This is a genomic window from Halomonas jincaotanensis (genome assembly GCF_018448785.1).
Lineage (GTDB): Bacteria > Pseudomonadota > Gammaproteobacteria > Pseudomonadales > Halomonadaceae > Halomonas > Halomonas jincaotanensis.
Window position 1 is genome coordinate 26,573 of sequence record NZ_JAHCLU010000028.1, and the last position, 24,258, is coordinate 50,830.

20 protein-coding genes and 5 pseudogenes are annotated in these 24,258 nt (G+C 55.7%); 8 read left to right on the top strand and 17 right to left on the bottom strand.

Annotated features, from left to right (window positions below; translation table 11 throughout):
* Positions 1-14 precede the first annotated feature (14 nt).
* Both KG088_RS17670 and KG088_RS17675 read right to left on the bottom strand, forming a co-directional pair.
* Complete coding sequence (locus KG088_RS17670; protein WP_213827677.1) at positions 15-2,402, bottom strand: CHAT domain-containing protein; 2,388 nt, start codon at positions 2,400-2,402, stop codon at positions 15-17.
* Positions 2,403-2,442: 40 nt separating this feature from the next.
* Positions 2,443-3,099: a YkvA family protein gene (locus KG088_RS17675; protein ID WP_213827679.1), complete on the bottom strand. Its 657-nt coding sequence runs from the start codon at positions 3,097-3,099 to the stop codon at positions 2,443-2,445.
* A 12-nt stretch (positions 3,100-3,111) separates the two neighbouring features.
* Here KG088_RS17675 and KG088_RS19730 point away from each other — a divergent pair, with 12 nt between their 5' ends.
* The 4 genes and pseudogenes from KG088_RS19730 (at position 3,112) to KG088_RS17695 (ending at position 6,201) form a co-directional block, all read left to right on the top strand.
* Positions 3,112-3,342: a tyrosine-type recombinase/integrase gene (locus KG088_RS19730; RefSeq protein WP_319941471.1), complete on the top strand. Its 231-nt coding sequence runs from the start codon at positions 3,112-3,114 to the stop codon at positions 3,340-3,342.
* Positions 3,343-3,672: 330 nt separating this feature from the next.
* Positions 3,673-4,769, top strand: a pseudogene (locus KG088_RS17685) (IS3 family transposase).
* A 442-nt stretch (positions 4,770-5,211) separates the two neighbouring features.
* Positions 5,212-5,547: a hypothetical protein gene (locus KG088_RS17690; protein ID WP_213827681.1), complete on the top strand. Its 336-nt coding sequence runs from the start codon at positions 5,212-5,214 to the stop codon at positions 5,545-5,547.
* Between the two features lie 288 nt (positions 5,548-5,835).
* Positions 5,836-6,201 carry a hypothetical protein gene (locus tag KG088_RS17695; RefSeq protein WP_213827688.1) on the top strand — a complete coding sequence of 122 codons (366 nt, stop codon included), beginning with the start codon at positions 5,836-5,838 and terminating at the stop codon, positions 6,199-6,201.
* Here the strand turns inward: KG088_RS17695 and KG088_RS17700 are convergent.
* The 12 genes and pseudogenes from KG088_RS17700 to KG088_RS17755 all read right to left on the bottom strand — a co-directional run.
* A complete protein-coding gene (locus KG088_RS17700; RefSeq protein WP_213827690.1) occupies positions 6,165-6,404 on the bottom strand; it encodes a hypothetical protein in 240 nt (79 codons plus the stop codon). The two genes, KG088_RS17695 and KG088_RS17700, sit on opposite strands and share 37 nt — an antisense overlap.
* A gap of 61 nt (positions 6,405-6,465) precedes the next feature.
* Entirely contained in the window at positions 6,466-6,717 is a 252-nt protein-coding gene (locus KG088_RS17705) for a hypothetical protein (protein ID WP_213827692.1), read from the bottom strand.
* A gap of 1 nt (position 6,718) precedes the next feature.
* Positions 6,719-6,844 (bottom strand): annotated as a pseudogene (locus KG088_RS17710) (helix-turn-helix domain-containing protein); the annotation flags it as partial.
* Between the two features lie 92 nt (positions 6,845-6,936).
* On the bottom strand, positions 6,937-8,361 hold the full coding sequence (locus KG088_RS17715) for a hypothetical protein (protein WP_213827694.1): 1,425 nt from the start codon (positions 8,359-8,361) through the stop codon (positions 6,937-6,939).
* Positions 8,361-9,134 (bottom strand): AsmA family protein, encoded by a 774-nt coding sequence (locus KG088_RS17720; protein WP_213827696.1) that lies wholly within the window; start codon positions 9,132-9,134, stop codon positions 8,361-8,363. Before KG088_RS17720 ends, KG088_RS17715 begins: the two co-directional genes overlap by 1 nt.
* A gap of 19 nt (positions 9,135-9,153) precedes the next feature.
* On the bottom strand, positions 9,154-10,074 hold the full coding sequence (locus KG088_RS17725; protein ID WP_213827698.1) for a hypothetical protein: 921 nt from the start codon (positions 10,072-10,074) through the stop codon (positions 9,154-9,156).
* A 14-nt stretch (positions 10,075-10,088) separates the two neighbouring features.
* Positions 10,089-10,862, bottom strand: coding sequence for a hypothetical protein (locus tag KG088_RS17730; RefSeq protein ID WP_213827700.1), 774 nt, complete (start codon positions 10,860-10,862; stop codon positions 10,089-10,091).
* Complete coding sequence (locus tag KG088_RS17735; RefSeq protein WP_213827702.1) at positions 10,859-12,760, bottom strand: hypothetical protein; 1,902 nt, start codon at positions 12,758-12,760, stop codon at positions 10,859-10,861. Before KG088_RS17735 ends, KG088_RS17730 begins: the two co-directional genes overlap by 4 nt.
* Complete coding sequence (locus tag KG088_RS17740) at positions 12,747-14,159, bottom strand: glycerophosphodiester phosphodiesterase (protein ID WP_213827704.1); 1,413 nt, start codon at positions 14,157-14,159, stop codon at positions 12,747-12,749. Before KG088_RS17740 ends, KG088_RS17735 begins: the two co-directional genes overlap by 14 nt.
* A gap of 177 nt (positions 14,160-14,336) precedes the next feature.
* A complete protein-coding gene (locus KG088_RS20105) occupies positions 14,337-14,432 on the bottom strand; it encodes an integrase core domain-containing protein (protein ID WP_213827706.1) in 96 nt (31 codons plus the stop codon).
* An 87-nt stretch (positions 14,433-14,519) separates the two neighbouring features.
* On the bottom strand, positions 14,520-14,885 hold the full coding sequence (locus KG088_RS20110; RefSeq protein ID WP_406565622.1) for a DDE-type integrase/transposase/recombinase: 366 nt from the start codon (positions 14,883-14,885) through the stop codon (positions 14,520-14,522).
* Between the two features lie 123 nt (positions 14,886-15,008).
* Positions 15,009-15,092 (bottom strand): annotated as a pseudogene (locus tag KG088_RS17755) (hypothetical protein); the annotation flags it as partial.
* A 354-nt stretch (positions 15,093-15,446) separates the two neighbouring features.
* On the opposite strand from KG088_RS17755, the pseudogene KG088_RS17760 reads away from it, so the two are divergent.
* Together KG088_RS17760 and KG088_RS17765 are read left to right on the top strand one after the other, a co-directional pair.
* Positions 15,447-16,457 (top strand): annotated as a pseudogene (locus tag KG088_RS17760) (DUF7379 domain-containing protein); the annotation flags it as partial.
* On the top strand, positions 16,423-19,521 hold the full coding sequence (locus tag KG088_RS17765) for a DUF7363 domain-containing protein (RefSeq protein ID WP_455026974.1): 3,099 nt from the start codon (positions 16,423-16,425) through the stop codon (positions 19,519-19,521). The pseudogene KG088_RS17760 and the gene KG088_RS17765, both read left to right, overlap by 35 nt.
* Before the next feature lie 876 nt (positions 19,522-20,397).
* Here the strand turns inward: KG088_RS17765 and KG088_RS17770 are convergent.
* Positions 20,398-20,841: a hypothetical protein gene (locus KG088_RS17770; protein ID WP_213827714.1), complete on the bottom strand. Its 444-nt coding sequence runs from the start codon at positions 20,839-20,841 to the stop codon at positions 20,398-20,400.
* A gap of 266 nt (positions 20,842-21,107) precedes the next feature.
* On the opposite strand from KG088_RS17770, the pseudogene tnpC reads away from it, so the two are divergent.
* A pseudogene (gene tnpC / locus KG088_RS17775) lies at positions 21,108-22,547 on the top strand (IS66 family transposase).
* A 33-nt stretch (positions 22,548-22,580) separates the two neighbouring features.
* Here tnpC and KG088_RS17780 read toward each other — a convergent pair.
* Positions 22,581-22,886 (bottom strand): hypothetical protein, encoded by a 306-nt coding sequence (locus KG088_RS17780; protein WP_213827716.1) that lies wholly within the window; start codon positions 22,884-22,886, stop codon positions 22,581-22,583.
* A gap of 49 nt (positions 22,887-22,935) precedes the next feature.
* On the opposite strand from KG088_RS17780, the gene KG088_RS17785 reads away from it, so the two are divergent.
* The gene (locus tag KG088_RS17785) at positions 22,936-23,151 is read left to right on the top strand and encodes a hypothetical protein (protein WP_213827718.1); all 216 of its coding nucleotides are present in this window, start codon (positions 22,936-22,938) and stop codon (positions 23,149-23,151) included.
* Between the two features lie 458 nt (positions 23,152-23,609).
* Here the strand turns inward: KG088_RS17785 and KG088_RS17790 are convergent, their stop codons facing one another.
* A complete protein-coding gene (locus KG088_RS17790) occupies positions 23,610-24,161 on the bottom strand; it encodes a hypothetical protein (protein WP_213827720.1) in 552 nt (183 codons plus the stop codon).
* Positions 24,162-24,258: the final 97 nt, after the last annotated feature.

Consider the following 24,258-nt stretch of genomic DNA (forward strand, 5'->3'; position numbering starts at 1 on the left):
TCCTGACTTGAGGGTTACCGCCAATCACCTGAAAGGCTGAAAGGCGCCCAGTGATACGCATTGGCGCCCTTGAAAGGGGCCGTCTTCTCCATCAGCGACAGCATCGCCTCACGCCAAGCGCTGGCGCGGCTACGTCCCTTACGAAGCCAGTTATCGTAGAACCGGATAGAGAAATCGGCCGACGTGCCTACGTCCACATTCCAGTGCGTGGACAGGATGCTGCACGCCCCGGCCATCAGCAGACTCCACTCCAGGCCTAGAGCGTCGCCGCCCACGCCCTCCTCGGATAATCCCGAAACGCAGGCCTGCAGGGTGACGTGGGTGCCCGCAAAGTTGAATGGGCTGCCTGGCTCGAGGACGCGCTCCGGAGTGAGCCGGACCCCCTTGGCGCCGTCGTCCGGTAGATGGCCGTTGTGAGCGAGGAGCAGGCCAGATACGCGGTAGGGATTGTTGTCCTCCGGGATCTGGTGGTCGGGAAAATAACCATGGGTAGCAAAGTGGACGATAGAACCACGCAGCTGTTGGCGAGCGACCGACGAGAGATCGGCGTCTGTGTGCTGCAAAACAATGGCCCCTTGATGCTCCGATAGCCATTGGGGTACCCGGCTCATCTGCATGACCTTATCCGGGTACTTGGCCATTTCCTGGATGGTGGGCACGGTGACGGCCACACTGTCCCTGGGCGTAACGGCGGGCTGGCGCGTGACGTGCCAAAGCATCGCGGCACAGTGGCAGCGGGACAGGGAGCACAGGGCTACAAAGGGGGCGCCGCGAAAGGCGATGTACTGGAAGGGCACCAGGTGCAGCAGGCCTTCGGGGGCGTAGCAGAGATGGTCACCGGCCTGAAGCAGCCCCGCTTCCGCCAGCGGTTCGAGCCAACTCAGGAGCGGTGCAAGGCGCTGCGGGATATCATCCGGATGACGTCCGAAAATACTATTGGATTTGCCCCAGGGAGATGGATCAAGGTTGCGCCGGAGCCTGCATAGTGCTTTTTCGCCGATCTGGACTACCCCCGCGTGCAGGCTGCCGTCCTTGCCCACGAGCACCGCGTAGGTGCGGTCATTGTCCGTCAGATAAGTCAGATAGTGTGCCCCCAGGGTGGCCATGTGTTTCGGCAGCCACTGACCCGCCGGCCCCGACGGCCAGGGCAGATCCTCCCGGTGGGCCTCGATTGCCAGTTTGTCGGCGAGTGCACGCCCCTTCGCCTCCTCGATGACCGAGAGCAGCTCTTGGTGATCGCCGACTTCGATCAGCTGGGCACAGAGTTCGACAAAGAGGTGCGGGTACTTCTGGTCTATCCCGGCCCGCTTCAGGGGATTTGCGATGCGCTCCCGGTGCTGGCGTATGTGCTCTCGAATGGCCTGCAGGGTGGCGACCGCCGGTTGCTGATCACCGAGCCGCTTATGGCAGAGGTAGAGCGGCCAGAGCGTATCCTCGACCATGTCGGTGAAACCCTGGGCGAGTGCCTGCTGCCGAACCTGTTCAAGCGTCTGCCGTGCCTGTTGGAGCTGCGCCGGATCCTTGCCGTGCTGCTCATCTGCGAGCACGGCCGAGACACGCTGGGTGGTGGCGTTGAGTTGGTACTGTCCCCCGCCTCCACCAGCCTGCTGCTCCATAAAGGCCGCTAATTGCTCGTAGGTATGGTTGGCCCGGTTGATCACGTCTTTGGGCGAGAGCGACGCCGATTCCTCTTCCAGCCGCTCGCGGAGCTGGTCAAACATGGCGTCGAACCGAGGGGCGATACTGGTTAGGCTAGTGATGGTAGTGAACAGTGCTTGTTTTCGCTCCTGGCTGGCCCTTTGCTCGGCTGAACGACGGTCTGGCAGTTCCGTGTTCTCCCTGAGCCGTTCATCCAGGCGCTGTTTCAGCAGCCCATACAGATGATGCGCCTTACCACCCTGCGCCACTTCGGATGCCAGGGCGACGCCGGCTTGCTCGAGCGAACCGCACTCGATCAGGGCCTCGATGCGCAAAAAACGCAGGTCGGTCATGTCCTGTCGGCTCACTCCGTTCGCCTGGAGCCACGCAATGGCCTGATCGATGATTGTAACCTGCTCCTGATGTCGATCGAGCCGGTCGTAGGTGCGTTGCGCAGCGTCTGCAAACTGGCCAACGCCGAAGACAAAGCTGTCGGCCATGCCAGGACCGTACCGATCATAGCAGCTCATACAGAACTGCATCCCGGCCAGCGCAAGGACGAGCGCGGCCTGCGGCTCACCACCGACGGCGTGCTCCTGGGCCACCATCAGCAGGGCGTAGACCCGCGACTCCAGTTCCGGGGTGGCGGCCAATTGTATCGCCTGCTGCTGCGAGCTCGAGATTGGCAGCCCGGCGATCAGGGCTGCAAGGGCGGTGCCTTGCCGGTCAAGGGCCGCTTCCAGCCAGGTATCTACTGCAGTCATTGGAAGTCTCCTTTTGCTCGCCAACCGTTAGTGATGGTCTCTACCAGTAGTTGACTGAAATGCCGGGAACCGCGGCCCGCCTGGCGAATTCGTCCTCCCAGGCGCCGCCCCAGCTGCCCGCTCCGCCCGTGCGCGAGCGTCCCGCCATCGACAGGGTGCCTGCCTGCTGCGCGTGTAGGATGTTGAGGTGGTGCTGCATGACGGCCTGTTGAATGGTGCTCGCGACGATCTGGTCGAGCTGGGTAGCTATCAGCTCACCAATGAGCGGACGAATAAGCCCGCTTACTGACTGGATTTCGGGGGGGAGCAGTGGGACGCCGGTGTGCTGTCGGTAGAGCTCGGAGATCTGGCCGATCAAGCTACGGGCCAAGTAGGCGTCGTCAAGCAGGCCATAGAGACCAATGTGATCGGGCAGATAGTCGTGCGGCGTCAGGAAGTATTGGGCCGCTGCCTCCAGCACCGGGACTACGGAACTTCCGATGCCCGCCTGTCTGGCCGCGACGGCGCAGGTGTCGATTAGATCTACGGTCTCGTTGATGTATTGCTCCGTCAGCGCCGTGAGCTCGGCGACAGCAGCAAGATCGAGACGCTGGCCCTGCTGCGCGGCGAGTTCTTGCAGGCGCTGTTCGAATAACTGTCGGCTGTTGGGCGCGGCAAGGGTCTGGGAGATCTGCTGGCGGATTTGAGAGATAGTCATAGGAATTTCCTTTTGCCGAGCGGGCTGGCCTCGCGGCACCGGCGCTCCGCATCGCTGCCGAGACCGGGTTCCTGCCACACCCTGCAACACAGCTTCGCTACCCAACTACTGTGTCAGGGCACGGATATTCAGACAGTTAAGGAGTTGCTGGGACACAAGAGCGAGAAAATCACTCAGATATATACCCATGTACTGAGTAAGATCAGTCTTAGCTGGACTTCGAAGTCCGCTCAGATAGGCTGATCATTCTGAAACGTAAATAAAGCTCCCGCCTACACCCTGTAAAAGAGAGTGGCCCCTACGTTCCATCCACCCAGTCGACTTTGTGGTTTACGTTAGCAAGTGCATCACTCACCCCATCTTCAGCGAACTTTATAACGATAAAGGTAGGCAGGCAGCGGAGGGTTCGCAACAGAAAAGTACCAAAATCTTCAGCCACTGCTCTCTTGCTCCTCCAACCCCAAACGCCAATGCCACTCGGCGATGCCCTCTTCGGGCTAGCCGGCGAATGTAGTGGTCCAATTGCCTCGGACACCTCGATAGGAGGATGATTCACTTATTGAGGAGATATAGATGAATCGGAAACGCAGGACATTCGACGCAGCCTTCAAGCTGCAAGTCGTGCAGATGATCAGACAGCAGGACCTGAGTGTCTCGCAGGTCTGTCGTGACATGAGCCTTGGCGAGACCGCCGTACGTCGTTGGCTTAACCAGGTCGACGCCGAGCAATCGGGTCAGCCAGGGATCGGTAAGCCGCTCACGGCCGAGCAACAGCGCATTCGTCAGCTTGAGGCGGAGAATCGACAGTTACGGCAGGATAATAATCTGTTAAAAAAAGCGTCGGCCTTCATTGCCCGAGAACTGAGGTGATGTATCGATGCTTCGATCAGTTGCAATAGAAGGCCAACGGAATTGCATCGTTATGCCGATTGCTGGGCGTGAGCCGATCGGGATATTACGGGGCGAGGCAACGCGCCGGCCAGCCAGCCAAGCAATGCCCGGTGACAGCCGGCTTGCACGCCGCTTTTTTGGCCTCCGGCCGGAGCTACGGCAGCCGGCGTCTCTGTCGGGTCTTGCATAACCAGGGCGTGACGGTGGGGCGTCACCGGGTTCGTACGCTCATGCGAAGGAGCGGTATTCGGCCTGTCTGGAAGCGCAAACTCACCCACACGACCGACAGTCACCATACCCTGCCGGTAGCCGACTATGTCCTGGATCGTCAGTTCGACCCGGCTGCCAAGAACCTTGCCTGGGTATCGGACATAACGTACATCCGCACTCGCCGCAGTTGGCTATACCTGGCGGCCGTACTGGACCTGTATTCGCGCAAGGTCATCTGTTGGGAGATGGCACCCACTATGCCTACCGATTTGGTATGCTCTGCCTTGCAGATGGCCATCGTCCACCGGCAACCCGTTGGTGGACTGATCGTACACTCTGATAGTAAGCCAATATGCCAGCGATGCCCATCGCGCCTTGCTAACCCGTCACCACTTGCGGGTCAGTATGAGTCGGAAGAGGAATTTTTGGGGACAACACCGTGATGGTGCGTTTTTTCCTGAACTTGAAGGTGGAGCGTGTTTGTTTACGCGACTATGCCAACCATGACGAAGCCATGCGCGTTATCGCCGATTACATAGTGGTTCTACAACAATGTTCGCTTGCATTAAAAATTGGGGTATCTGCCGCCCACGGCGTATAAGCGGGAAAAGGCAGCATAACGACCTATCAGGGTGTACGAAAATAGTTTACAACTACACAGCACCATACTCACATCTCTGGTGAGCGAAGGGGTGTGCTAACTTCATTGATGTAGCTACAGGGGAGCTTTTGAACCCAAGGCCCTTGTTGCCTTGTTCAACCCAAGCGGGGTAAGACGATGGCCGACTTCCTTCCCCATCTTACAGCCATTACCACGATTATATCCGGCGCAGCTGGTACGGCAGGTTTTGTTCTTGGCCTCATTGGCTACAAAAAGAGCAGTGCCCTGCAGAAGCGACTACTCGATAAACCATTTTTGTCGCTAAGTGGCCAAAGATGCCCCGGAAAATAACAAATTCTAGGAGCAAAATTATTAGTGATCTCTTAATAATAGAAAACGAGTTCCATGCAGTGGAACAGAAATATAATAGCCGCAATACTGGAAAGAAATACACTATTGGAGATCCATTCCCGACCTGGATCAGCCCAATCGAAAACCGGCAGCTGATTAATATCAGGGAGTACAGCTGGGACTATACGCCCGAGCTTAAACGGGCCATCATGATCCACAACCGAGACTTAAATGATGTATCAAAAGCGGCCAATGCCTTCAATAGGCTTTTGAGGCCAGTGCATGGCCCATTTAAACTGTATACGACAGCAGGGGAAAAAGTGCCTACCGAAACAGAAAGTGAATTTGGTTATGTAAAACATGACGTTATTGACGTGAATAGCCTGGAGGATTAAAAAAGACATGATTTTCTGAGTGCCGTAAAGATAGTCAATAATTACAGGCTTCCAGAAGAAGACCGAATGATGTATGTGACTTTCCGCCAGGATTTCAGGAGGGATGTTCTCTGCTACAAAAGAAAAATACTTGATGCCATCAAAAAGTCGAAAATTAGTTGGGTTGAAGTCGAAAAGCTGAAACACCGTTTTGACACATTGCACCTGCCCGATCCATCCAGCGTTACATGATAAAAAGGCTTGTGCTTACGTGTTTATTTTGCGGTCAACCGGCTCGCCCAGGACACCATGAAGTCCAAGGCCAATGGTGGACTGCGCATGGATGCCGTGATGTACATGACCGGGGCATTCGAAACGTTCGTTAAGATGGGTCGGCAAGAGGTTGCCAAGACCGTGTTCGAGATCGCCAAGCTCGGCGAAAGCGGCCTCTCCATCAACGACCCGGACAAGCGATACTCGCTGGAGACGCTGGACGGCGATTTTTCAGGACTGCAGGTGCTGTCCATGATGCATGTTGGCCTGAAGGCCATCGATCCCTCTCTGGACTCGCAGGATGCGGAGTACGACACCGCGAAGCAGATGGCCGGGAGGTCAGCCCCGCCGAGGTGGCCGAGGAATCAGCTCTCCCGGCCGCTCGATAGAATCACGCAGTGATTTCGTTGACCGGCGAGTCGCGTCCCGCAGCAGGCGCAGGGGCTGACGGAGAATTCATAGTCCCTGTTGCTGTCACCGACGGCGATCTGGCCCTCACGCTGGATCTCGGCGATTGCCTCGCGAATCTGCTGCTCACGCTCGACGGCCTCCTTCTCGCTCAGCGAGTCGTCCAGCCCGGAGGCGTTATCGTTGGCGATGATCATAAGACAGTCGGTGCAGACCATAAACTGATCGTCAATGATCTCTTACGGCATCTAGCTCTCATTATTCCTCAATGGGTTTCACCCCCACTGTCTTCCCGGCTCCCACCTCATAGCCGCTAACCAGCACGTAGCGATTGCCGCGTCGGCGATCGGCCCACTTGCCGCGGTAGAAGCTTTCGTCGCGCACCTGCCGCCAGTACTGAGACACCGAGCGTGGGGCGGTCATGGCCAGCTTCAGCTCGCGGTCCTCGCGGTCGACGCCGATATGGGCGAAGGGTACGCCCTTCTTGCCCTCAGGGTGCTTGTTCTTCATCCAGGCCGGCATCGTAGCCCTTGATGGGATCGATCGTATGGCGAGCGATTTCTCGCGACACGGTGCTCGGTGCACGACCCAGATCGGTGGCGATGGCCCGGATCGAATGGGTGTCTCGCATCATCATGATGGCGGCTCGGTCTTAAGCAGAGAGATGGCGATAGCAGTGGTTCATGGCAACACCGTACCTGATGATGATGGGTCACGTGTTGCGCTTGGTCATTGAGACCGCCGATTTGAAAGGAGCTCTTTCGACTGAGCGTATTCGATGCGTTTTGCAGCAAGCATTGCCATCAGGGATTGCCAGATCCGATCATTCGCGGAGAAAGCTACCGGCAACCCTGTTAACCAAGCATCGCTTTTGAATTCGCCAGTATCACCAATTGATAGCATGTTTTGATGGGCCACATGGGACGACGTCTCTTCTACTAACGACAAGCACCGTGATAGAGAGCTAGCGTGGGGATCCTTTGTTCTAACAACAGCTGCTGTGTCAGAAATCATGAAACCGGAAACTTCAGACGTTCTTGAGGCTGACTCAAAAAACTTCAGTAGTTCTGATGATTCGGATTCGCTCAGTTCTATCTGTGCAGCAAGCGTGGCAGAACCCTCCGTTAAAAATCGGGCAAACATGGGATAGTCGGGAGCGAATCGCTTAAAACAAGAGTTCTTTGGGCCTAAACTGCTAGGGAAAAATAGGTAAACGATATTCACCTCGTGAATATAAAGCGTTTGGTCTTTCAAGGTATAAGTAGAAATCGTTGGTCTCGACACTCCATCGAGTACATTTTTAAGACGGTCAGGGCGGGCACTCTGATCTATTGCTACGTTATTTAGCTCCACAACGTCATCTAGCCACAGGGTTTCCTGTTGAGAGACACTATTTGGCGATGCAACCTCCGTCGAGGGAATCGCATTGATTGGGGGCCTGGTTTCAAGCTGTGTCAGTCGTTCACTGAACGCATCTTTAATCTGTTGGCCTGAAGAGTTTCCTGATGATGACTTTATCTCACGCAGTGTTGACTCAAGCTGGTTGCGGAATTCCTGTGACATACCATCCGTATTGACCAACTGATCTAGTGACTTCCCCTTCAATTCGTGCATCCATCGTTTAGCAGAGGCAAGGTCGCTGATATAGCGTCCTTGGTCCCAGGCCGCCATCTCAGGGAATTTCAATTCTGTCGCCCGAATAAATCGGCTTAAATTTCGATAAGCAGCGCTGTAAGCCCAGATACCGTAGGTGATTTTTCTGTCATAGGACGAAGGTAAAGAGGTTATCGAATTCAAAGGGCCCAGATAGTCTGTTCCAGGGATAACTCCAAGCAATTCAGACGAAAGAGGGTGGCAGAAGGCGACGGCGCCAACCTCTCCGACAATGTACCGTTTAAACTCCTCGTCATTCATCTGATCCAGTTTTTGATGCTGCGCTTTGATAGGCGCGAAATTAGCACTCAATACAGCCCCAAGGTGGTCTTTACGACTAAGGATTGAATCGCTGAGACTATAGTTGCAATAAGCGGAGTGGCCAGTTTGAATTGACGTGCCGACCCACGCCCAAGACATACTGGGTATGAGTAGCAAGATAAAGCCAAGCATTTTTGTTGAGATAAAAGGCGATACCAATTTGCCGACGTAATCCATCATTAGTATAGCCAATCTTCGAGCAATCTCTTTCCCGCCTTTTTGAACTTATTTACCGGAGCACTATCCAGCAGCCCTGAGTTAGGCAACTCTCGGTGCACAAGCTGCAGTAAACCAGCGGTATCGTATTCCCCCTGGACCTGCCCCATAAGGATTTCTTGCAAAACGCTTTTCTGAATCTGGCTCATCAGTAGCGAAAAGTTTTCTTTTCCTGAGTTTTTGGTACTTAACGTCGAGACATTAATCTCAGGGATCTGAACGACTGCCAACACTTGGCCGTCAATATCAATGAGTGTGAAATGAACCCGATACAAATTAAGCTGATCCAGATCCCACTCCAGCAACCGGGAACGCCCTTCTGCTTGACGGCGCTCAACATAGCTTTGAAACGTTTGCTCCATCAATTTGAAATTGGAAACGCCCGGCGCGATGTATTCCAGTGTCACATCCACATCATAAGCCCGTGCGTGCCTTACCCTGACATGAGGGGAGAACAAACCGGAGACGTACGCATCCAACTCAACTCGATCTGCTCCCAACGACTGAAGAGTTTCGGGATCGTCCAATGCTGTCAAAGAGACCTGGTCCAAGGCCAAGCGTCCCTGGCCACTATCTACTGAAAGTGCAACCACCGAGAGCTTGTGATTGATCTTGGCATTAGCCTGATGGTGAAGCATTTCTTCAACAACATGGGCTATCCATATATCGCGAGCAAGATAGGCTGGGGTGGCTATCAGAGCCGCCACCCCCAACACTAAGACCACTGTTTTTCGCATAACTAATAAGTGATCTCTCTTATTTTGTTTCTTCTGCAGATTTTTGTGCAGTCTTGTGATGTAGCACTGAAGTTTTTAAACCTGCCCCGTTCAGGAGTGAAGCAACTTTTCCAGAAACTTCTTGACCAGCAACAAAATTGATTATTTCCCCTTTACCCTGCTCAAGAGAGATCGAGTAAAGGCCTGGATCATCATAAAAATCATTTTCACCAATGTATGCCATCGTACCTCTCTCAGCCTGGTTTACAGTGCCGCCCAACTGAAGGTATATATCAAGCATCAGCGGCGGGGTCGGTTCTTCTCCATTTGTTTTATTTGGTTCTACAACAGCGTAAAAACGCTCAAGCTGCTGCCCCTCAAGCGGAGCGTACTGGGCCATTGAAATGAGGGTATGAGCTGAGGTGGATGCTGCCTTGGTGTTCTCGAGAAGAAATTGAAGAAGATCCTTATCTCCAACACGCAAAGCGTCATTGATTACATTCCACTGAACTGCGAAGGGAACAGACACTTTTCCGGTCAAAACGCCGTCAAAAACGAACTGTTCTGAACAATCGGGAGAGCTTATGAAAATGTTATCCCCCAGGATCTCCCGGATTTTAGAGTTCAATCCCACGAAGGTTGAGAAGCTGGTTTGCAGCGGTTCAACCTCGTCACCCGCTTGGATACTCTTCAGAATCGGTACGATCTGAGAGTAGCGGAGATCATCTTCCCCACAAGCAGGTTCCGCCTGAGCCTGTTTGGCCGGAGCCGGAGCCGGGGCTTGCACCGTCTCGGAATCGGTTGCCCAAGGATCGGGCTGGGCGCTTCCTGAAGACGTTTGTGTCGTGGAGTTCGACTCTTCTCCCCCGGCAACATCACTCCAGTCGGTAGTTTGAGCAATGGCGCCTGTAGAAACAGAGATACTGCCAATGAGTGCGGCTAAAGCGAGTTTCTTAAACATCCGGTCTACTTCTCCTAATTATTACAGTTGTTGATGAAAAAGGTTGTTCGTCCATCACGGGACACCTGATGCCCCATGGTTCGCATCAAGTGTATAAAGGGTTCTTGGCGAGCCACAACCGCTGTTTTCTCTCCAAAGAGGGTTTTAACCTTCTTCGATTTATAAAAGCGCTGGTCCAGTTCGTAGGGGCCGCAGCCACGGTCAAACAGGATTTCACCGCCAAAAACCCGGAATAACTTGATCATGGTGTAATCTTTCAACCGGCCATCCCTTAGCGGATCCTCAAGATCCTCTGCCCTTGGCGGGAAATCTTGATACATCGGAAAAATGGATGTCATTCGATCTCGGGTACTTACCCCATAAGCTCCCTCGAACGGTAGCTGTGAGAACAGTTGCTGAATTTCAGCGACGGTTTTAGACGCAGCCCTGACCTTTGAAAAAAGGTGTTTTGCCAAACCCGGTCGATCCTCATGTATGGCCGTGGCCATCAACCGGTAAAATTCTTCAAAAGGGATAGTCGCCTGACTAAGCAGCTCTCCTTCAAAAAACGCGACGGGTGAGCAAGTCACATCATGGATCTTTAGGTGTGGCTCAAGCAGCGCCAGGCTGCGTTCACCCATCTGAAGATAGGTACTGATGCGTACTGGTATCGGAGGTATCGTTTCTTCGTTTGCAATGGCCTCAACCAGGGCAGGCATCTGTGCGTTGCTCAACCGCGGGTCGTCCCCATACTCACAGCCGAGGGCCAATGCCGGCAGGCACAGAAATGCGATGAGCAGATATTTCATGGCTGATCTACTCCTTGGCTATCAAAGAGACCTAGTGTGTCAGCAAAGGCATCGCCGATTGGATAAATTGCTGGCTGAAGACTGGTCAACCAAACTACCAAATAACGACCCCATCCCAGTGATTCCTGTGTTTCCTCGACGATTCGTTGGAAAGGAGCGGTTTGTGCGATCTGGCTTGAAAATGCGATTGGCAAAACGATGATGATGGCCAACAGAACGTAGCGTCCTGTCGCAGCAGCCCGGTGCCCCATCCCGAACTTATTGAACGATATTGCGAGCAGACTGACGAGGTTGAGTAGTCCAAAGAACAGTGAAAGCCCCATAGCAACCGGCGGAATCAATACGCTTCGAACATACAGCTTTCCATCTTCGGCGTAAGGCTCGCCATCAGCGTAGTAAGCCGTTTTAACCATCAACCGGGCCCGCTCTGCTGCCAAGCTTTGCTCGATTCTGGCCACCAGAATCGTGTCTCGAAACGCTTTTTCGGAAAGGTTCAGGGGCACAGGGGTGGTCCGGCTTTCGACACCGAGCGCCTCTTTAAGTGGGAGCTGTACCCCTGGATGGGCTATAAACGCTTCGGTGCCCAACTCAGGCGGTATCGCCGCATCAAAACGGGACTTAGCCTGATCAATAAAGCGCTGTTTTAGCTGCCTTATGAGCTCTGATTCGACGCCATTTATAAAGCTCTCGTGATCTCTGAGGCGATAATTCGCCGGCATGCGTATGTCTTTTTCGGCCAACTGGCTGCGCACCTCGGCAGCAACTTCTGCGCTAGCGACGAAGTCTTTAAAGGTCGCGTATTGGAAAGACGATACACCCTGGAGCTTCAAAAACTGGTCACGGATATAGGTTCGATGCCTCGCGCTACAGTCGTACCCACCGCCGAGCTGCTTTTCTACAAATTGCCCCCCTTGCATCACGTGGGTTTCCCTTGTCTGGACGGGTTTGCACCAATACTCGGGAGCCACCTGTTGCCCAAAGGAGGATTTAACCTGTTCGTTGTACTCCTGATTGACGTGCTGCAGACAAGCCTTTTGACCAAAGCCATCACACCGTGCTCGAGCAATAAAATAGAGCTCCAGGCGATCGTACAACCGGTCGAATCCTTCCCTTAAGGAATCACCCTGGTTCCCTCTGTCTTTTTCCTCCCACTGCGCCTGTAATTCGAGGTAGGCATCCCTCCAAATTCCTCTCGCCGTCTCTTCTATCTCATCGGCCTGACGATAATAGTTCTGGTTGGCCTCGTTGTATTGATGAGAGAGTCCGGACACTCGCTCACGAGCTTCCAGATATTCTGCATAGACCTCGGGAAGACGCTCGTTCGCTTGGTGTTTTGCCAGCTGTTTCAGAATAGGGTCGGAGTTCTCGACAACAGAATCGATGTAGGCCGGGGCAAAGAATACTGAAAATCCGATTGTATTTATAAACGTCCTCGCTTCGGGACGTTCAATATCCTCTGGCGCAAATTCAATATCCTTGAAGACTACTACGTTGGTTGCGAGGCCTCGTTTAAGCAAAGAAATGTGCTGAGCATGCATCCTTTGTTCGGCGCTGGATTTCTCAACCAACGAATTGATGATCGCTTCTTGACCGTAGTAAACCGTGGGAAAGGCGATAAATGCGGCCACCAAATGACCCGATATCCTGGCCGCCTGATTATTGGTCTTCCATTTGCGCAATAGGCTGAACACCAGGAGTGTGCAGCCGGCCCCAGAAAGCAGGCGCCCGACATGCGATAGGTATTCAAAATAGTCCGGGTCAGCAACTACAACGCTATCGACCAACCGAGCTTTAAAGGAAAGCTCAAAGATGAGATAAAGGCATTGAAGCCCTATCAGCATTACCCCCCATGAGGGCAGGCTAAGGAACATCGGAATTTTTGAGTTACTGGCTAACAAGGTTTTGTCCTGAGCAGTAATCCGACCGTGAGGCGTCGACCAGAACTCCGTCAGGCAACACTTCGTCACGACTTAGCAGGGAAGAGAGCAGTGCCTGCAAGCCTTCGTCGTCGTCCAGTTGGTACAGCACAACACGACCCAGTTCAGATGGCTTCTTCGAGGAGAGTAACAGATAATCCCGGAAATCAATATGAACGCCGTAATTCGGACCGATCAGGTCAGCCACATCAGTAAAACTGGTTTTATCAAGCAAGGCCCTGTTGCTTTGATGTTGGTACTCATCCGCGATATCGACCTCTTCGGAAACACGATTGAGCAGTTTCGAAATCCTGCTCTTCGGTTGTTCCCGTGTTGTTTCCCGAACCGAGTCTGGGTGAGGATCGACGACCAACCCAAGGTAACCGTTCGGATCCAACGACCTCAGGCATGCCAGGGTTTCAAGTGATCGTGACGAATACAGAAACTGCGACGAGGCCAGCGATTTCCTCACTTTTTGATCCAAGAGGGTAAGATCTCCGCAGCTGTAGGATTTAAGGCCGCTTTTGATTTCTATGTTCAGGACTTGGGATAGGTGAGAGTTTACATTGAACGCATCAAGGACATTGGTCAGGAAAGGTGCCGGGATCCGCGTCTCCTGGCCTTGCCGGTTTTTAAGGCGGACTTGCCTCCATTGGTAAGCCGACATGCCAGAAACGAGCCCTTTTTGACCGTAGGTTGTCCGCCCGACGGTGAAATCGTGATGGATAACCCAAGAACCATCGCGCAGCTGCTGTACATCCACCTCAACGCCAGAATGCCCCTGTCGCAAGGCGGCAACGACGGCTTCTAGAGAGTTTTCCGGTTGGGTGGCACTGCCACGGTGGGAAAACGTAGCAAATCGTGGACATCCAAGTCGGACTTGATTGGGGTTCTTCGCCAGTGATTCTGAGGTTCTGGCAGCTGGGGGGTTGGGGGCTCCGGATTGACGATCGCTCGTGTGTGGGTAAATCATGTTCTGAGCAGTCAGATTAGAACGAGCTATAGACCCAATATCCAAGACGATAGGTGATAAGCGCTTTTCACTCACAGGCTCGTGATCTGGCATCGGTATAGATACTGTACTTACGGTAGACGAACTCTTAACAGCAATCGGTAGCGGTAAAACCTCACCGCTCTGAGTGCGATACAGACTTTGGCTCATCAGCGCAAGTTGTTTTTTGCCTAAGCAGGGATCAAAGTTTTCGAGTAAATCATGACCTAACTCGGCTTGCAACTCTGGATCGCAAAGGCTTTTAACCTGAATTGACTCTGAGCTTGTGCCCGTAGCTCGAATAGACAATCTCTCAAGGGCCTCAAGATCAACGGCGAGAAGATCTGTTGCCAGGGCCAAAAGCAAAAATGTAACTGACAGGCGGATCAAGAGGACCTCTACTTGCTACTCATTGATTACTCAAAGGTGAAATTTCTTGTTAGGAAATTCGAGGTTATGCCACGAAAGAACTAGCTATTGAGCTGTGTGGCAAATTTTTATCATATTAGCTCTTTTTAAGTTACCTCGTCCACCGGTTTTTTTATGACCCCTTGGTTTCTGCACACCCTACGCAGCTAATGCTGGGTGTGCTCGGGGTGCCACATAGCCCAGGGACTGATATGGCCGCTCTTCGTTGTAGTACCGGATCCAGCGATCGATCACGACTCTGGCTTATCCCAGCGACTCGAAGCGATGAAACCAGATGCACTCCTCCCTCAAGGTGCGGAAGAAGCGCTCCACGAGCCCGTTCTATTCCGGTGAATATGGCGTCGTGAACTCCTGCGGAAGGCCATAGGCCTTCACGGTTCCCGTATAGTGGCGACTGCTGAAAACGAGCCCGTTATCTGACCGAAGAACTAACGGTTGTTGAACGCGTCCCAGCGCCCCCAGCCGATAGACCAGCGCTTCCTTCGCGGTCTTGCTGCTGCCATTGTCCGATAATCGCCAGCCGAGGATCTCTCGTGTGCAGCAGTCGATGATCACCGCCAGGCTGGCTCGTCGATCCTTTCCACACCACACGTGGGTGAGATCGGTCGCCCATCGTTCATGAGACCTCAAGGCGACGGATGGCAGACTCCTGGCACGAGGGCGGAAGCCCTGAGGCCGCTTGCGCACCTGCCAGCCTTTGAGCTTCAGGATGCGCTGGATCGGCTTGCGGTTCCCACCCAGAACGCACGCCAGTCGGCGATAGGCAGTAAGCGGCTGACGTACACCGCCGGCGCATGATCAGTCCGGTTTTTACCAGTACTGCGGCAAGAGTTCATGGAAATGGCTTTCCTTGTGAATCAGGAGCCGCTCCAGCACTTCCTTCAGGTAGGAGTAGGGCCCATGGCCATCTGGGCTTCAGCCGGCATGGCGGGGGTCGAGGGGCAGGCGAGGCACGAGCCGGCCCCGCAGAGGCGAAGCGTGTGAGGAACGAACAGGCGGAACCGTCAGCGCGCGGAGCGCAAGAGCGCCAGGGATGCGCAGGGTGGCGAAGCCAGCCCGAAGGGCCGAAGCCCGGAGATGCCCGGCCCGCGGGCGAGGAACGAGCCGGCGGGGGCGGCCATACTGCTGATACTCGGAGCTACACTTATGGAACCATGGTATCGGATGGTTCAGGTGTTGCACTTGGTCATTGGGACCGCTCCCTGAATTCAAGCCCGAGGGTCGTCAATCAGTACAGGAGTGAGACCGATGGCAACCGTGACGCGTTCGAGCGGTATCCGCGTAATCACAACTAATACAGTCAGGGTTGTTCCGGAAGATGACCCTGGCTCAGGAATTTCCGCGCTGCGGCGCGGGAGGCGCGCGACCGAACGGCCGCGCGGGCCAATCCCCCTCACCTCCCCAACGGACGAAGAAGACGAGGCTACCCGGATCTTCGCAAGCCTCACCGACGAGCTGGAACTGACCGACATCATTCCGCTCGAGCCAACGGTAACACCGACATCTGCTGAGGGCACACGTAGCCGCAGCGCCGAATCGATACCTGCAACCCAAGGCGTAGACGTCGATGTGCCCCTCGAAGCAGGCGAATGGGCCGTGCTGCTTATCGAGCAAGATGGCATCTTTGCTTGGGACTTCGGCGCTGTCGAGGAACAACCACCGGAGCCAACCAGCCAGGACGCCTCGGTGCGCCGGGGAGCGCCCCGCGCCACCGGACGCGTCGCGCACTTCCACGTCGACCTGCACGTGCGCGGCACGGCGGCACGCCGCCGCACAAGGTTCGGCTTTATCAGCAATCTGCTGCTCCGCCCTGCCAAAGCCGCGGTGTTCAAGTTCACGGCGAACGTCGTCGTAGGCCAAGTCGTGAAACGGCTGGAGCGGGATGTTGAACGCGGGCTTGTCGAAATCACCGGTCCCGAACCGGTAACGTGGAGGCGCTGCGACAGCATCCTTGAACTGAACCTGCCAATACACCGAGCACCACGCATCCTCCTCTTCGTTCACGGCACCTTCAGCTCCACACTCGGCGGCTTCGGGGTCGTCGGCTTGACGCAGGCGGGCAAGGCTTTCCTTGATGATGCACGCGACGCCTATGACGCCATCGTTGGCTTCGATCATGCCACCCTGAGCGAGGACCCAGTCGAAAACGCCGAGCACTTGCTCGAACTGCTACAAGCGGACGAAGGCCCCCACCCGCCGAACATCGACGTCATCGCACACAGCCGTGGGGTTCTGGTCATCCGCAGCTTGGTCGAGCATCTGCAGCCGGCCGGCCTCCACATGGGAAGGCCACATCCGCAGACTGGTCCTCGTCGGCGGACCAAACAACGGCACCGAGCTTGCCAGGGCATCGAACTGGCATACTATGATCGATCTCTACACCAACCTTGTAGTCGGGACGTCACGTGTACTCTCGTTCCTGGGCCCAAAAGGTGATGCCGCTGGAGGGGTGCTGCGGGCTGCACTCCGGGGCCTCGCCCAGTTCGCCAAGGCAATCACCGTGGCAGGGCTTGATTCCGGGCGAGTCCCCGGCCTGGCCGCCATGGATTCGTCCCAACCGTTCGTCCGCGAACTCAACCGGACCCAGCCCGGCCAGCCCACGCCTTCCGACCTCGATGTCTTTGCCATCACCTCCGACTTCGATTCCGCCGGACCCTTCCACAAGCTTAGTGGGCTCCCCAGCCGGCTCAAGAAAGCACTCGCCGACCGCCTGGTCGACCAGCTCATGGGCACGAAGAACGACCTCGTGGTCAACGTCAACTCCATGACTTGGTTCGACCCCGAATTCCACCATCCGAAAGGCTTCATCCGGGACATCCACAACTTTGGCACGAAGCCGCGCGTATACCACACGAACTACTTCCTCCAGCCCGAGACCTTTATCGCACTCCGGCGCTGGCTGGGGGTTGGCCTGCCATTTGCGCGTGACGACCGAGGCGTCACCCGCAGCGAACCCGGCCTCATCGTTGAAGATCTACCGTCGGTTGCCGATCCCGACTTCGTCGCAGTCGATGCCGCCATGCCCGCGGCAGAAGCACGCGCACTGGTGGACGCGTCGACCAACCGATTTGTCGTGGTCCGCCGCTTCGAGCCGTCCGAACGCAAGGTGTATCACTACGGCTTCACGCGCGGGGAATTCGACGAAATCCTCACAGCCGTCGACCCCGAAGGCATCGTGAACGGGCTTGGCATCCTCCATGAGACCGAGGCATCGCCCGAAATCGGCTCCGGCAGGCTGCAAGACTTCTCTACGGCTGAAGCGAGCACACCATGGGGCCGCCGGGAGATCGCCTTGTCCGGCGGGTGGCCTGTCGGCGTGATACCCCACGCCAGCGAGGTTTCCATGAAAGGGGCCGAGCCCCATGATGAGGCGTCTTCCTCCGTGATGGTGGAATATGCCTACACGCAACCAATGTCCCGGCGGCAGCGACGGCTGCTGATGCGGCGGGCAGAGCGGTTCGTTGAGAGGCAGCGGTTAGGTAGTAACGATTACAATGCTGCGTATCGTAAAACGTATGGTAATAAGGGAGAGACTTCAGCGTCACCAGCGACTGAATCCAAGACGCTGCGCCAGTTCTTCCGAGCCCAGATGGACGGCGAGATAGTCATCGACCAACCAGTAACGCTCATGGTCGAACTTTCCGCCGAGGAGTTGCCCATGGCTGCAGGGCGCACCGAAGCCGGCAGCGGTGCGAACGTCAATCCATCGCGGAAGATCAGTCTTGCGGTCCTGGGCCGCAAGAACGTCGTGGTCGATGGCGACAGCCGCGTTGACATCGACCCTGCAGCGCCGGGAGCGCCCCACCGCCTCTTCTTCAACGTGCGCGGGACGGATGAGGGCGATGGCGAGGTGTGGGTCATCGCCCAGCAAGGGCCGCAACCGCTGGTGACACTTGAGCTGCACCCCGTGGTCGTCCCTGCAAGAAGCGGTGCCCGCCGCAGAGACACCGTCAGCGATGCAGTCGTGCCATTGGTCTCGCAAACGAGGCCGCGCAACCAGCTCCGCATTGTCGAGCAGCGGCACGGAGACAGGACGTCGTTCGACTTCGAGTTCCGCTCCGAGAAGCTTGATTGCTTGGAATTCGACAAGACCCCCCTCGACATGGACCCTGCAGAATATGTCGCAGATCTCTACCGCGACATCGAAAGCCGCTGGGTGAGCAGTCAATCGGATGTCGAGGCGTTTGCGTTGGACCTCCAGGCGATGGGGGTACAGATGTTTACTCGGCTCATTCCTCTGTCCATCCAACACGCACTCTGGAAAGGACGGGACACGATCGAGTCGATCGAGGTCGTGAGCACGGAACCCTTCATCCCATGGGAACTCGTGCATCTAAAAGACCCCGATGGGCTCGGTCTTGACGGTAGGGAGCGGTTCTTCGGTCTAATGGGATTGGTGCGATGGCTGCACGGGGCAGGCCTTCCCCGGCCGCAGATCCGCTTAAAAGACGCGACGGTGAAGGCGGTCGTACCCGACTATCCCGCCGGTTCGGGCATGGAGCTCCCGGCGACGATGAACGAGCTGGCATTTGTGCAGCAGAGACTGGGAGGCGAACAGGTTCCGGCCCAACATGCTGACTTGATACGCCTTCTTCGCACGCCGGGAAGCTTTGACGTCCTTCACTTTGCCGGCCACGGCGTTGCTGCCGCGGACAATATCGCGAACTCTCAGCTCATCCTGGAAGGCCGCGTCGAAAACGGCGCTTGGATACCCTCCGAACTCAGTGCCACCACCGTCGAAGCCTTCGCCAACCTGGCTGGCCACGATGGCTCCCGGCCGCTTGTGTTTCTCAACGCGTGCCAGGTTGGCCGCGCAGGGTACCAGCTCAACGGCCTCGGCGGCTTCGCACAGGCTTTCCTCCGCAAGCGCGCAGGCACCTTCGTCAGTTCACTTTGGGCGGTTGGCGATGCACCAGCGGCAACCTTCACCCGCGTGTTCTACGAAGCGCTCCTTGACGAGAAAACGCTTGCCCAGGCGACGACAGCCGCTCGAAGGGCCGCACGTACCGCCGGGAAGCCACCTGGCTCGCCTACGCGGTGTACGGTGACCCACATGCAGTCGCGGTGTAGTGCCGGAAATGGCGTTCACGTTATTGGATGGTCGAGTCATAGAGAGACAGCCTTCATCCTCGAAGGGGCCGTGCGGCCCCATATTATGGGGGACGCCAACTCGCACCGTCCCGGAGCACGAATCGCGCTCGCATCTACGGCCGTGAAGTTGGATTTGTGCCCGTGGCGCCATCCAGAGGCGATCGATGAATCGCTGCGACTGCCGAACCAAGTGTCGACTCCGATGAGCAGAGACTTTCGGACGCTGAGGTAAGTTGTTTGTGCTGCCTAATAGGTCCAGGCCCTTCGGCAGCACGGTCCGCACTATAGACTGAACCTCCGGGGTCACGTTCCCCAAGGTTATCGCCGAGGCCTGCAGGAATCTCGGTACGGTTCACACCTGAACATTGAAACCGCCGTGGAACAGCCAGTGTAACCCTGAGCACGGATCAACTGGAAGATCACCTCGGTGTTCCAGACGTTATCCGCCAGCAGCTGGTCGATGACTGGCTTGTGGGATCCAGCATGCTCGCTCGTGGCCTGGCAGCCCTCCCGGTTGGTGCGTCCTCGCGGGCCAGAGGGCGCCGTACGGTACGTTTCGAATAGCTGCTCTGATGGGCGATGTCTACGAGGTGGGCGCCTCGCTGGTGGAGTTGTTTTATCATGAGATAGTCCTCTCGGCTTAGCATGGCGCGATCTTTTGAAGGCCTGGTCAACAACAAGGAAAGGTCATGCGGGTCGGGGGACGATCTATTGAGATGATTGGGACTTATAGCGCCGGCGTCGACAGCGTAATTCGGCACTGCACCAGCATGGCGTCAGCAGTTCGGGCCAAGGGTTGGCCTGGCGGCCAAGCCGCGTGGCCAATGGTGTCCCTTGTTGCTGGGTAAGATCATAGTCTTGGCCAGGTGGGACTTTCACCAACTGGGTTACATCTCGCCCTTTCGGTCACGCACTTTGCGTGGCTTCCCGAGCGACCAAGCTTCGCCTGGCGCACTACGCTTTCACCTGTGGCGAGTGGTCCTCTTGAGCCGTGTTCTGGCAGGAACATCTTGATTCTACAAGAGTAAACTACTCGCCATCTCCGTTTTCAGGCCTGCCTCAAAAATAAGGTGGGGTAAGGACAATGCTTCTTTTCACTCATTGCACGTTAGTTTTGAAGTAGGTTAAATAGAAAGCCAATAGCAGATTCTATGAAATCATCAGGAGGTTCATTGGGTGCATTATAAGGTGGTTCGGTTACAACAAAGTCTGGTACAGGGGTGTCAAGGACTGAAGCAGCAGGGAATAGCTCTGGTTGCTCATACAGCCGTAGTCGAAAGTATTCAAATGTCTCAGGATAGTGAGTGATCCCTCCAGGATAGACTTGAGAGAGAAGTACTTCAGGCTCATCTCCATCATTGAGCTGCTCCTTAACTACATTATATCTCTCTTTAAAATCTTCCCAGAGCTCAGGCCATTTCTCCTTTAGCTGATTTATACGCATCATTTGTAGCCTATCATCAAATACTTGCAGCGCTTCGTCAGTCAATGCCTTATTCTGCATTTTTGCAGTTAATTTTATGAGGTTTCTGAACAAAATTTCAATAACCATGCAACGCACCTCCCCTAAGTCACGATGCAATAAGAGCAGGCATTCCAGTGTAAATTATTTATTACTAGTGGCACTATGCTGCACTATGCCCAAGGAAATGGACTTTGACGCGGGTGGTAAGTTCTATAAATGGACTCGTCTAATTTGTATTTTTTTGAGTGAAATCTTGGTTTTCTGTAACTGTTTAGGTGGCTTCAAAGAGGGTATCGCCAACCCCCTGTTTCCTTTGGCATAGTGTGTCCAAACACTCGGCACGCTGCGGTGACATGACCCTCAGCGTTATCAACGTCGACGATGCCCTGGAACGGGTCCGGCAGTAGCTCAAGGAAGACCGCACGGTCTCACCGTCCTTGTGCGCGGCCATTGATGTGCTGATGCTGCTGGTCAAGCTCATGGCCGATCGCCTGGCCACCAGTAGCCGCAACAGCAGCAAGCCACCGTCCCAGGATCCCAATCGCCAGCGCCGCTCGCGCGCTAACGGCGAGCGGCGCCCAGGCGGACAGCCAGGGCACGAGGGTAAGACGTTGGCGCCGGTGACGGATCCCGACGAGGTGGTCAGGCTTCGTGTCGATCATCGGCAACTCCCCAAGGAGCGCACTGACCGCCCGGTTGGCGTTGAGACGCGTCAGGTGCAGGACATCGTGATCCAGGCCGTGGTCACCGAGTACCAGGCCGAGATCCTCGAAGATGATCAGGGGCAGCGCTACGTCGCACCCTTTCCCGAGGGCGTGACGCGCCCGATCCAGTACGGCCCGCGCCTCAAGGCACATGTCGTCTACCTCTCCCAGTACCAGCTGCTGCCCTATGCGCGTATTCGGGCGTTGCTGGACTCGCAGTGCGGCCTGTCGCTGAGCACCGGCACGCTGTTCGCCTTCAATCAGGAGGCCTACCAGCGGGCCGAGGCGTTTGCCAAGTGGGTGATCCCGGCGCTACGTGAAGCCCCCACCGTGCATGCCGATGAAACCGGGATGCAGGTTGGCGGCAAACGTTACTGGCTACACAGCGCTTCCAATGACGCCTTGACCTGGTTGGCGCCACACCCCAAACGTGGCCAAGAGGCGATGGACGCCATCGGCGTGTTGCCCTTCGTGCGTGGCGTGCTGGTGCATGACCACTGGAAGCCCTACTACCGTTACTCGGACTGCCGGCACGCCCTGTGCAATGCCCACCACCTGCGGGAACTGACAGCGGCCTGGGAGAACGAGGGCCAGGCGTGGGCCAAGTCGCTGCATGACCTGCTGTTGGACATGCACCACGCCGTTGATGCCGCCGGCGGCAGCCTCTCTGCCGATGAGGCCCAGCGCTGGCGGGCGCGATATCGACACTGTCTGGCCAATGGCGACGCCGAGTGCCCGCCACCGGCCCAACCACCACCCGGGACACGCGGCCGAGCCAAACGCACCAAAGCGCGCAACCTGCTGGAACGCCTCCAGGCCTACGAGGACGACGTGCTGCGTTTTCTCGAGGATCCCGCCGCCCCCTTCACCAACAACCAAGGGGAGCGGGACCTGCGGATGACCAAGGTGCAGCAGAAGATCTCGGGCTGTTTTCGCGCCTGGGAGGGCGCCGAGATTTTCTGCCGGATGCGCAGCTTTCTCTCGACTGCGGTCAAGCAGGGCCTGGCCGCGCACACGGCATTGGAGCAACTGTTTGCTGGTGAAGTGCCGGACTTCATGCGACAGGATGAACTGGATCAGGCGGCGTGAGCTGAACAGTTACCTTACAATAAGAACAGCGTATCAGAGGGTGCGACGCTCATCCTGGCAGTGGGGGGTATAGAGCCGCTGGAATACGATGCTCAACACCGTGCCGGTCGCGTGGCTGGCCAAGGCGGCATGCGAGGCCTTGCGGGCAGTGGCGAAGCGCGCTTCCCAGTCGTCGCTGCCGGCGAGTCCGTTCTGGTGATCCCAGTAGGGCTGGTAGACGTAACGGTTGTCGAGCAGCCGGCGGAGCGCCCTGGACAAGCATCCAGAAACAGGGCGATCGCAGAAGGTGCTCCCCCCAGCGTTGAAAGGCACCGAAAATTCACCGCCCCGTCCTGCCATTTTTTCCTCCATCATGGCAGGGATTTACATAACAGCTTGGGAGCTGTTGATGAACAGGCACCACTACATGAAAAAATACGCATGGGAAGCCGTGAATCGCGTCTGCGTGCTGATCATCGTCATTGTCCCCTTTGCCCACCTTCTCGTTGAAGGTACGAGTATGTTGAGAGCCTTTATATTTATCGGCATCGCCTTGATCGGACTCTTGATCAGCATCAAGCAACAGGCTGAATTGGAAGAGAAAGAACCGTCGAAAAGACATTGAGCTTTGGTACCAAAGATTGGAAAGGATGATGGGCGAGGTCTGGGAAATCGCTCCCACGAAAGGCACAAGGCACTCCCGCATAGTCAACACCAGGCACCACCAAAGAGTTTGGCAAACAACGCGGCCCGCGACTGGGCGTTGCGATGGTCGATAGCGTTCCACCCCTAACGTCAGTTCCGCGTAAACACAACATCGCCAGGGATGCGCAGGGGGCGAAGCCAGCCCGAAGGGCCGAAGTACGGAGCAGCCCGACCCGCGGGCGAGGCACGAGCCGGCGGGGGCGTCCGAGAGGCTTAGACAGCGCTCCACCGTGCACCTCAGCGTGCCGCCGGCATAGAGTGGCCCATCTTACTGAAGGAACTTGCCTCGACCGCCCAGGCCTGGAACCAAGCGTTCACCTCAATCAACTTGGCAAGAAAGGCGGCCAGTGCGAGAGCCGAGGACTACTCTGCGCCTGTTTAACTTGGTTTTTTATCATGTTCATCAGGTAAGGTGCAGATGCATCGCCTACGTTTATTGGGAGAAAGAAAGAGCTGCTTGAGTTCGTCACAGCTTACCCTCCACTCCATTGGTTCCTTGCCTTCTCGTTCACAAAAGATACGTTCAAGCCTCTCAATATTATCAAAGTATCTATCAATCCAGTAACTGACATGGTCAGCGAAAGCTGGCTCAGCGATGTCATTATCTAGGTAATCGAGACGCTTCATAAGCCCAATCTGATCTAGGAAGTGTCTTGTTCTGGAAATATGACCCCAACTGTCGGATGGAAGATAATTATATAATTCTGAAAAAGACTTAGGCGTGGGAGAATTCGAATTATTGAACAAAAGACGGTCGGCCTGAATTCGGGACTCAAGCAAATCTTGGTCATCATAACGATCGTAAAGGGATAGTGTTAGCTGACGCCGAAGCTGGTCATAGCCGAATCGCTTTTGTAAATTCGAGCCAATCACAACGCCAGCTAGGCCGCCAACAAGCCCGACAAGGGCTGATAAAATAGTAGGATCCATGATAACCTCTCTTACACTTACCTGATTACGTATATGGCTCAGCCAGCTTCAGGAGCCGGTAAGGCATCGGCGGTGTTTTCGCCGCCACCGTCAGCAA

What these genes read in the sequence shown, in the direction of transcription:
- KG088_RS17670 (WP_213827677.1), bottom strand. Translation starts at nt 2,402, where the DNA reads ATGACTGCAGTAGATACCTGGCTGGAAGCGGCCCTTGACCGGCAAGGC.
- KG088_RS17675 (WP_213827679.1), bottom strand. Translation starts at nt 3,099, where the DNA reads ATGACTATCTCTCAAATCCGCCAGCAGATCTCCCAGACCCTTGCCGCG.
- KG088_RS17695 (WP_213827688.1), top strand. Translation starts at nt 5,836, where the DNA reads ATGAAGTCCAAGGCCAATGGTGGACTGCGCATGGATGCCGTGATGTAC.
- KG088_RS17700 (WP_213827690.1), bottom strand. Translation starts at nt 6,404, where the DNA reads ATGATCATCGCCAACGATAACGCCTCCGGGCTGGACGACTCGCTGAGC.
- KG088_RS17705 (WP_213827692.1), bottom strand. Translation starts at nt 6,717, where the DNA reads ATGAAGAACAAGCACCCTGAGGGCAAGAAGGGCGTACCCTTCGCCCAT.
- KG088_RS17715 (WP_213827694.1), bottom strand. Translation starts at nt 8,361, where the DNA reads ATGATGGATTACGTCGGCAAATTGGTATCGCCTTTTATCTCAACAAAA.
- KG088_RS17720 (WP_213827696.1), bottom strand. Translation starts at nt 9,134, where the DNA reads ATGCGAAAAACAGTGGTCTTAGTGTTGGGGGTGGCGGCTCTGATAGCC.
- KG088_RS17725 (WP_213827698.1), bottom strand. Translation starts at nt 10,074, where the DNA reads ATGTTTAAGAAACTCGCTTTAGCCGCACTCATTGGCAGTATCTCTGTT.
- KG088_RS17730 (WP_213827700.1), bottom strand. Translation starts at nt 10,862, where the DNA reads ATGAAATATCTGCTCATCGCATTTCTGTGCCTGCCGGCATTGGCCCTC.
- KG088_RS17770 (WP_213827714.1), bottom strand. Translation starts at nt 20,841, where the DNA reads ATGGTTATTGAAATTTTGTTCAGAAACCTCATAAAATTAACTGCAAAA.
- KG088_RS17780 (WP_213827716.1), bottom strand. Translation starts at nt 22,886, where the DNA reads ATGGCAGGACGGGGCGGTGAATTTTCGGTGCCTTTCAACGCTGGGGGG.
- KG088_RS17785 (WP_213827718.1), top strand. Translation starts at nt 22,936, where the DNA reads ATGAACAGGCACCACTACATGAAAAAATACGCATGGGAAGCCGTGAAT.
- KG088_RS17790 (WP_213827720.1), bottom strand. Translation starts at nt 24,161, where the DNA reads ATGGATCCTACTATTTTATCAGCCCTTGTCGGGCTTGTTGGCGGCCTA.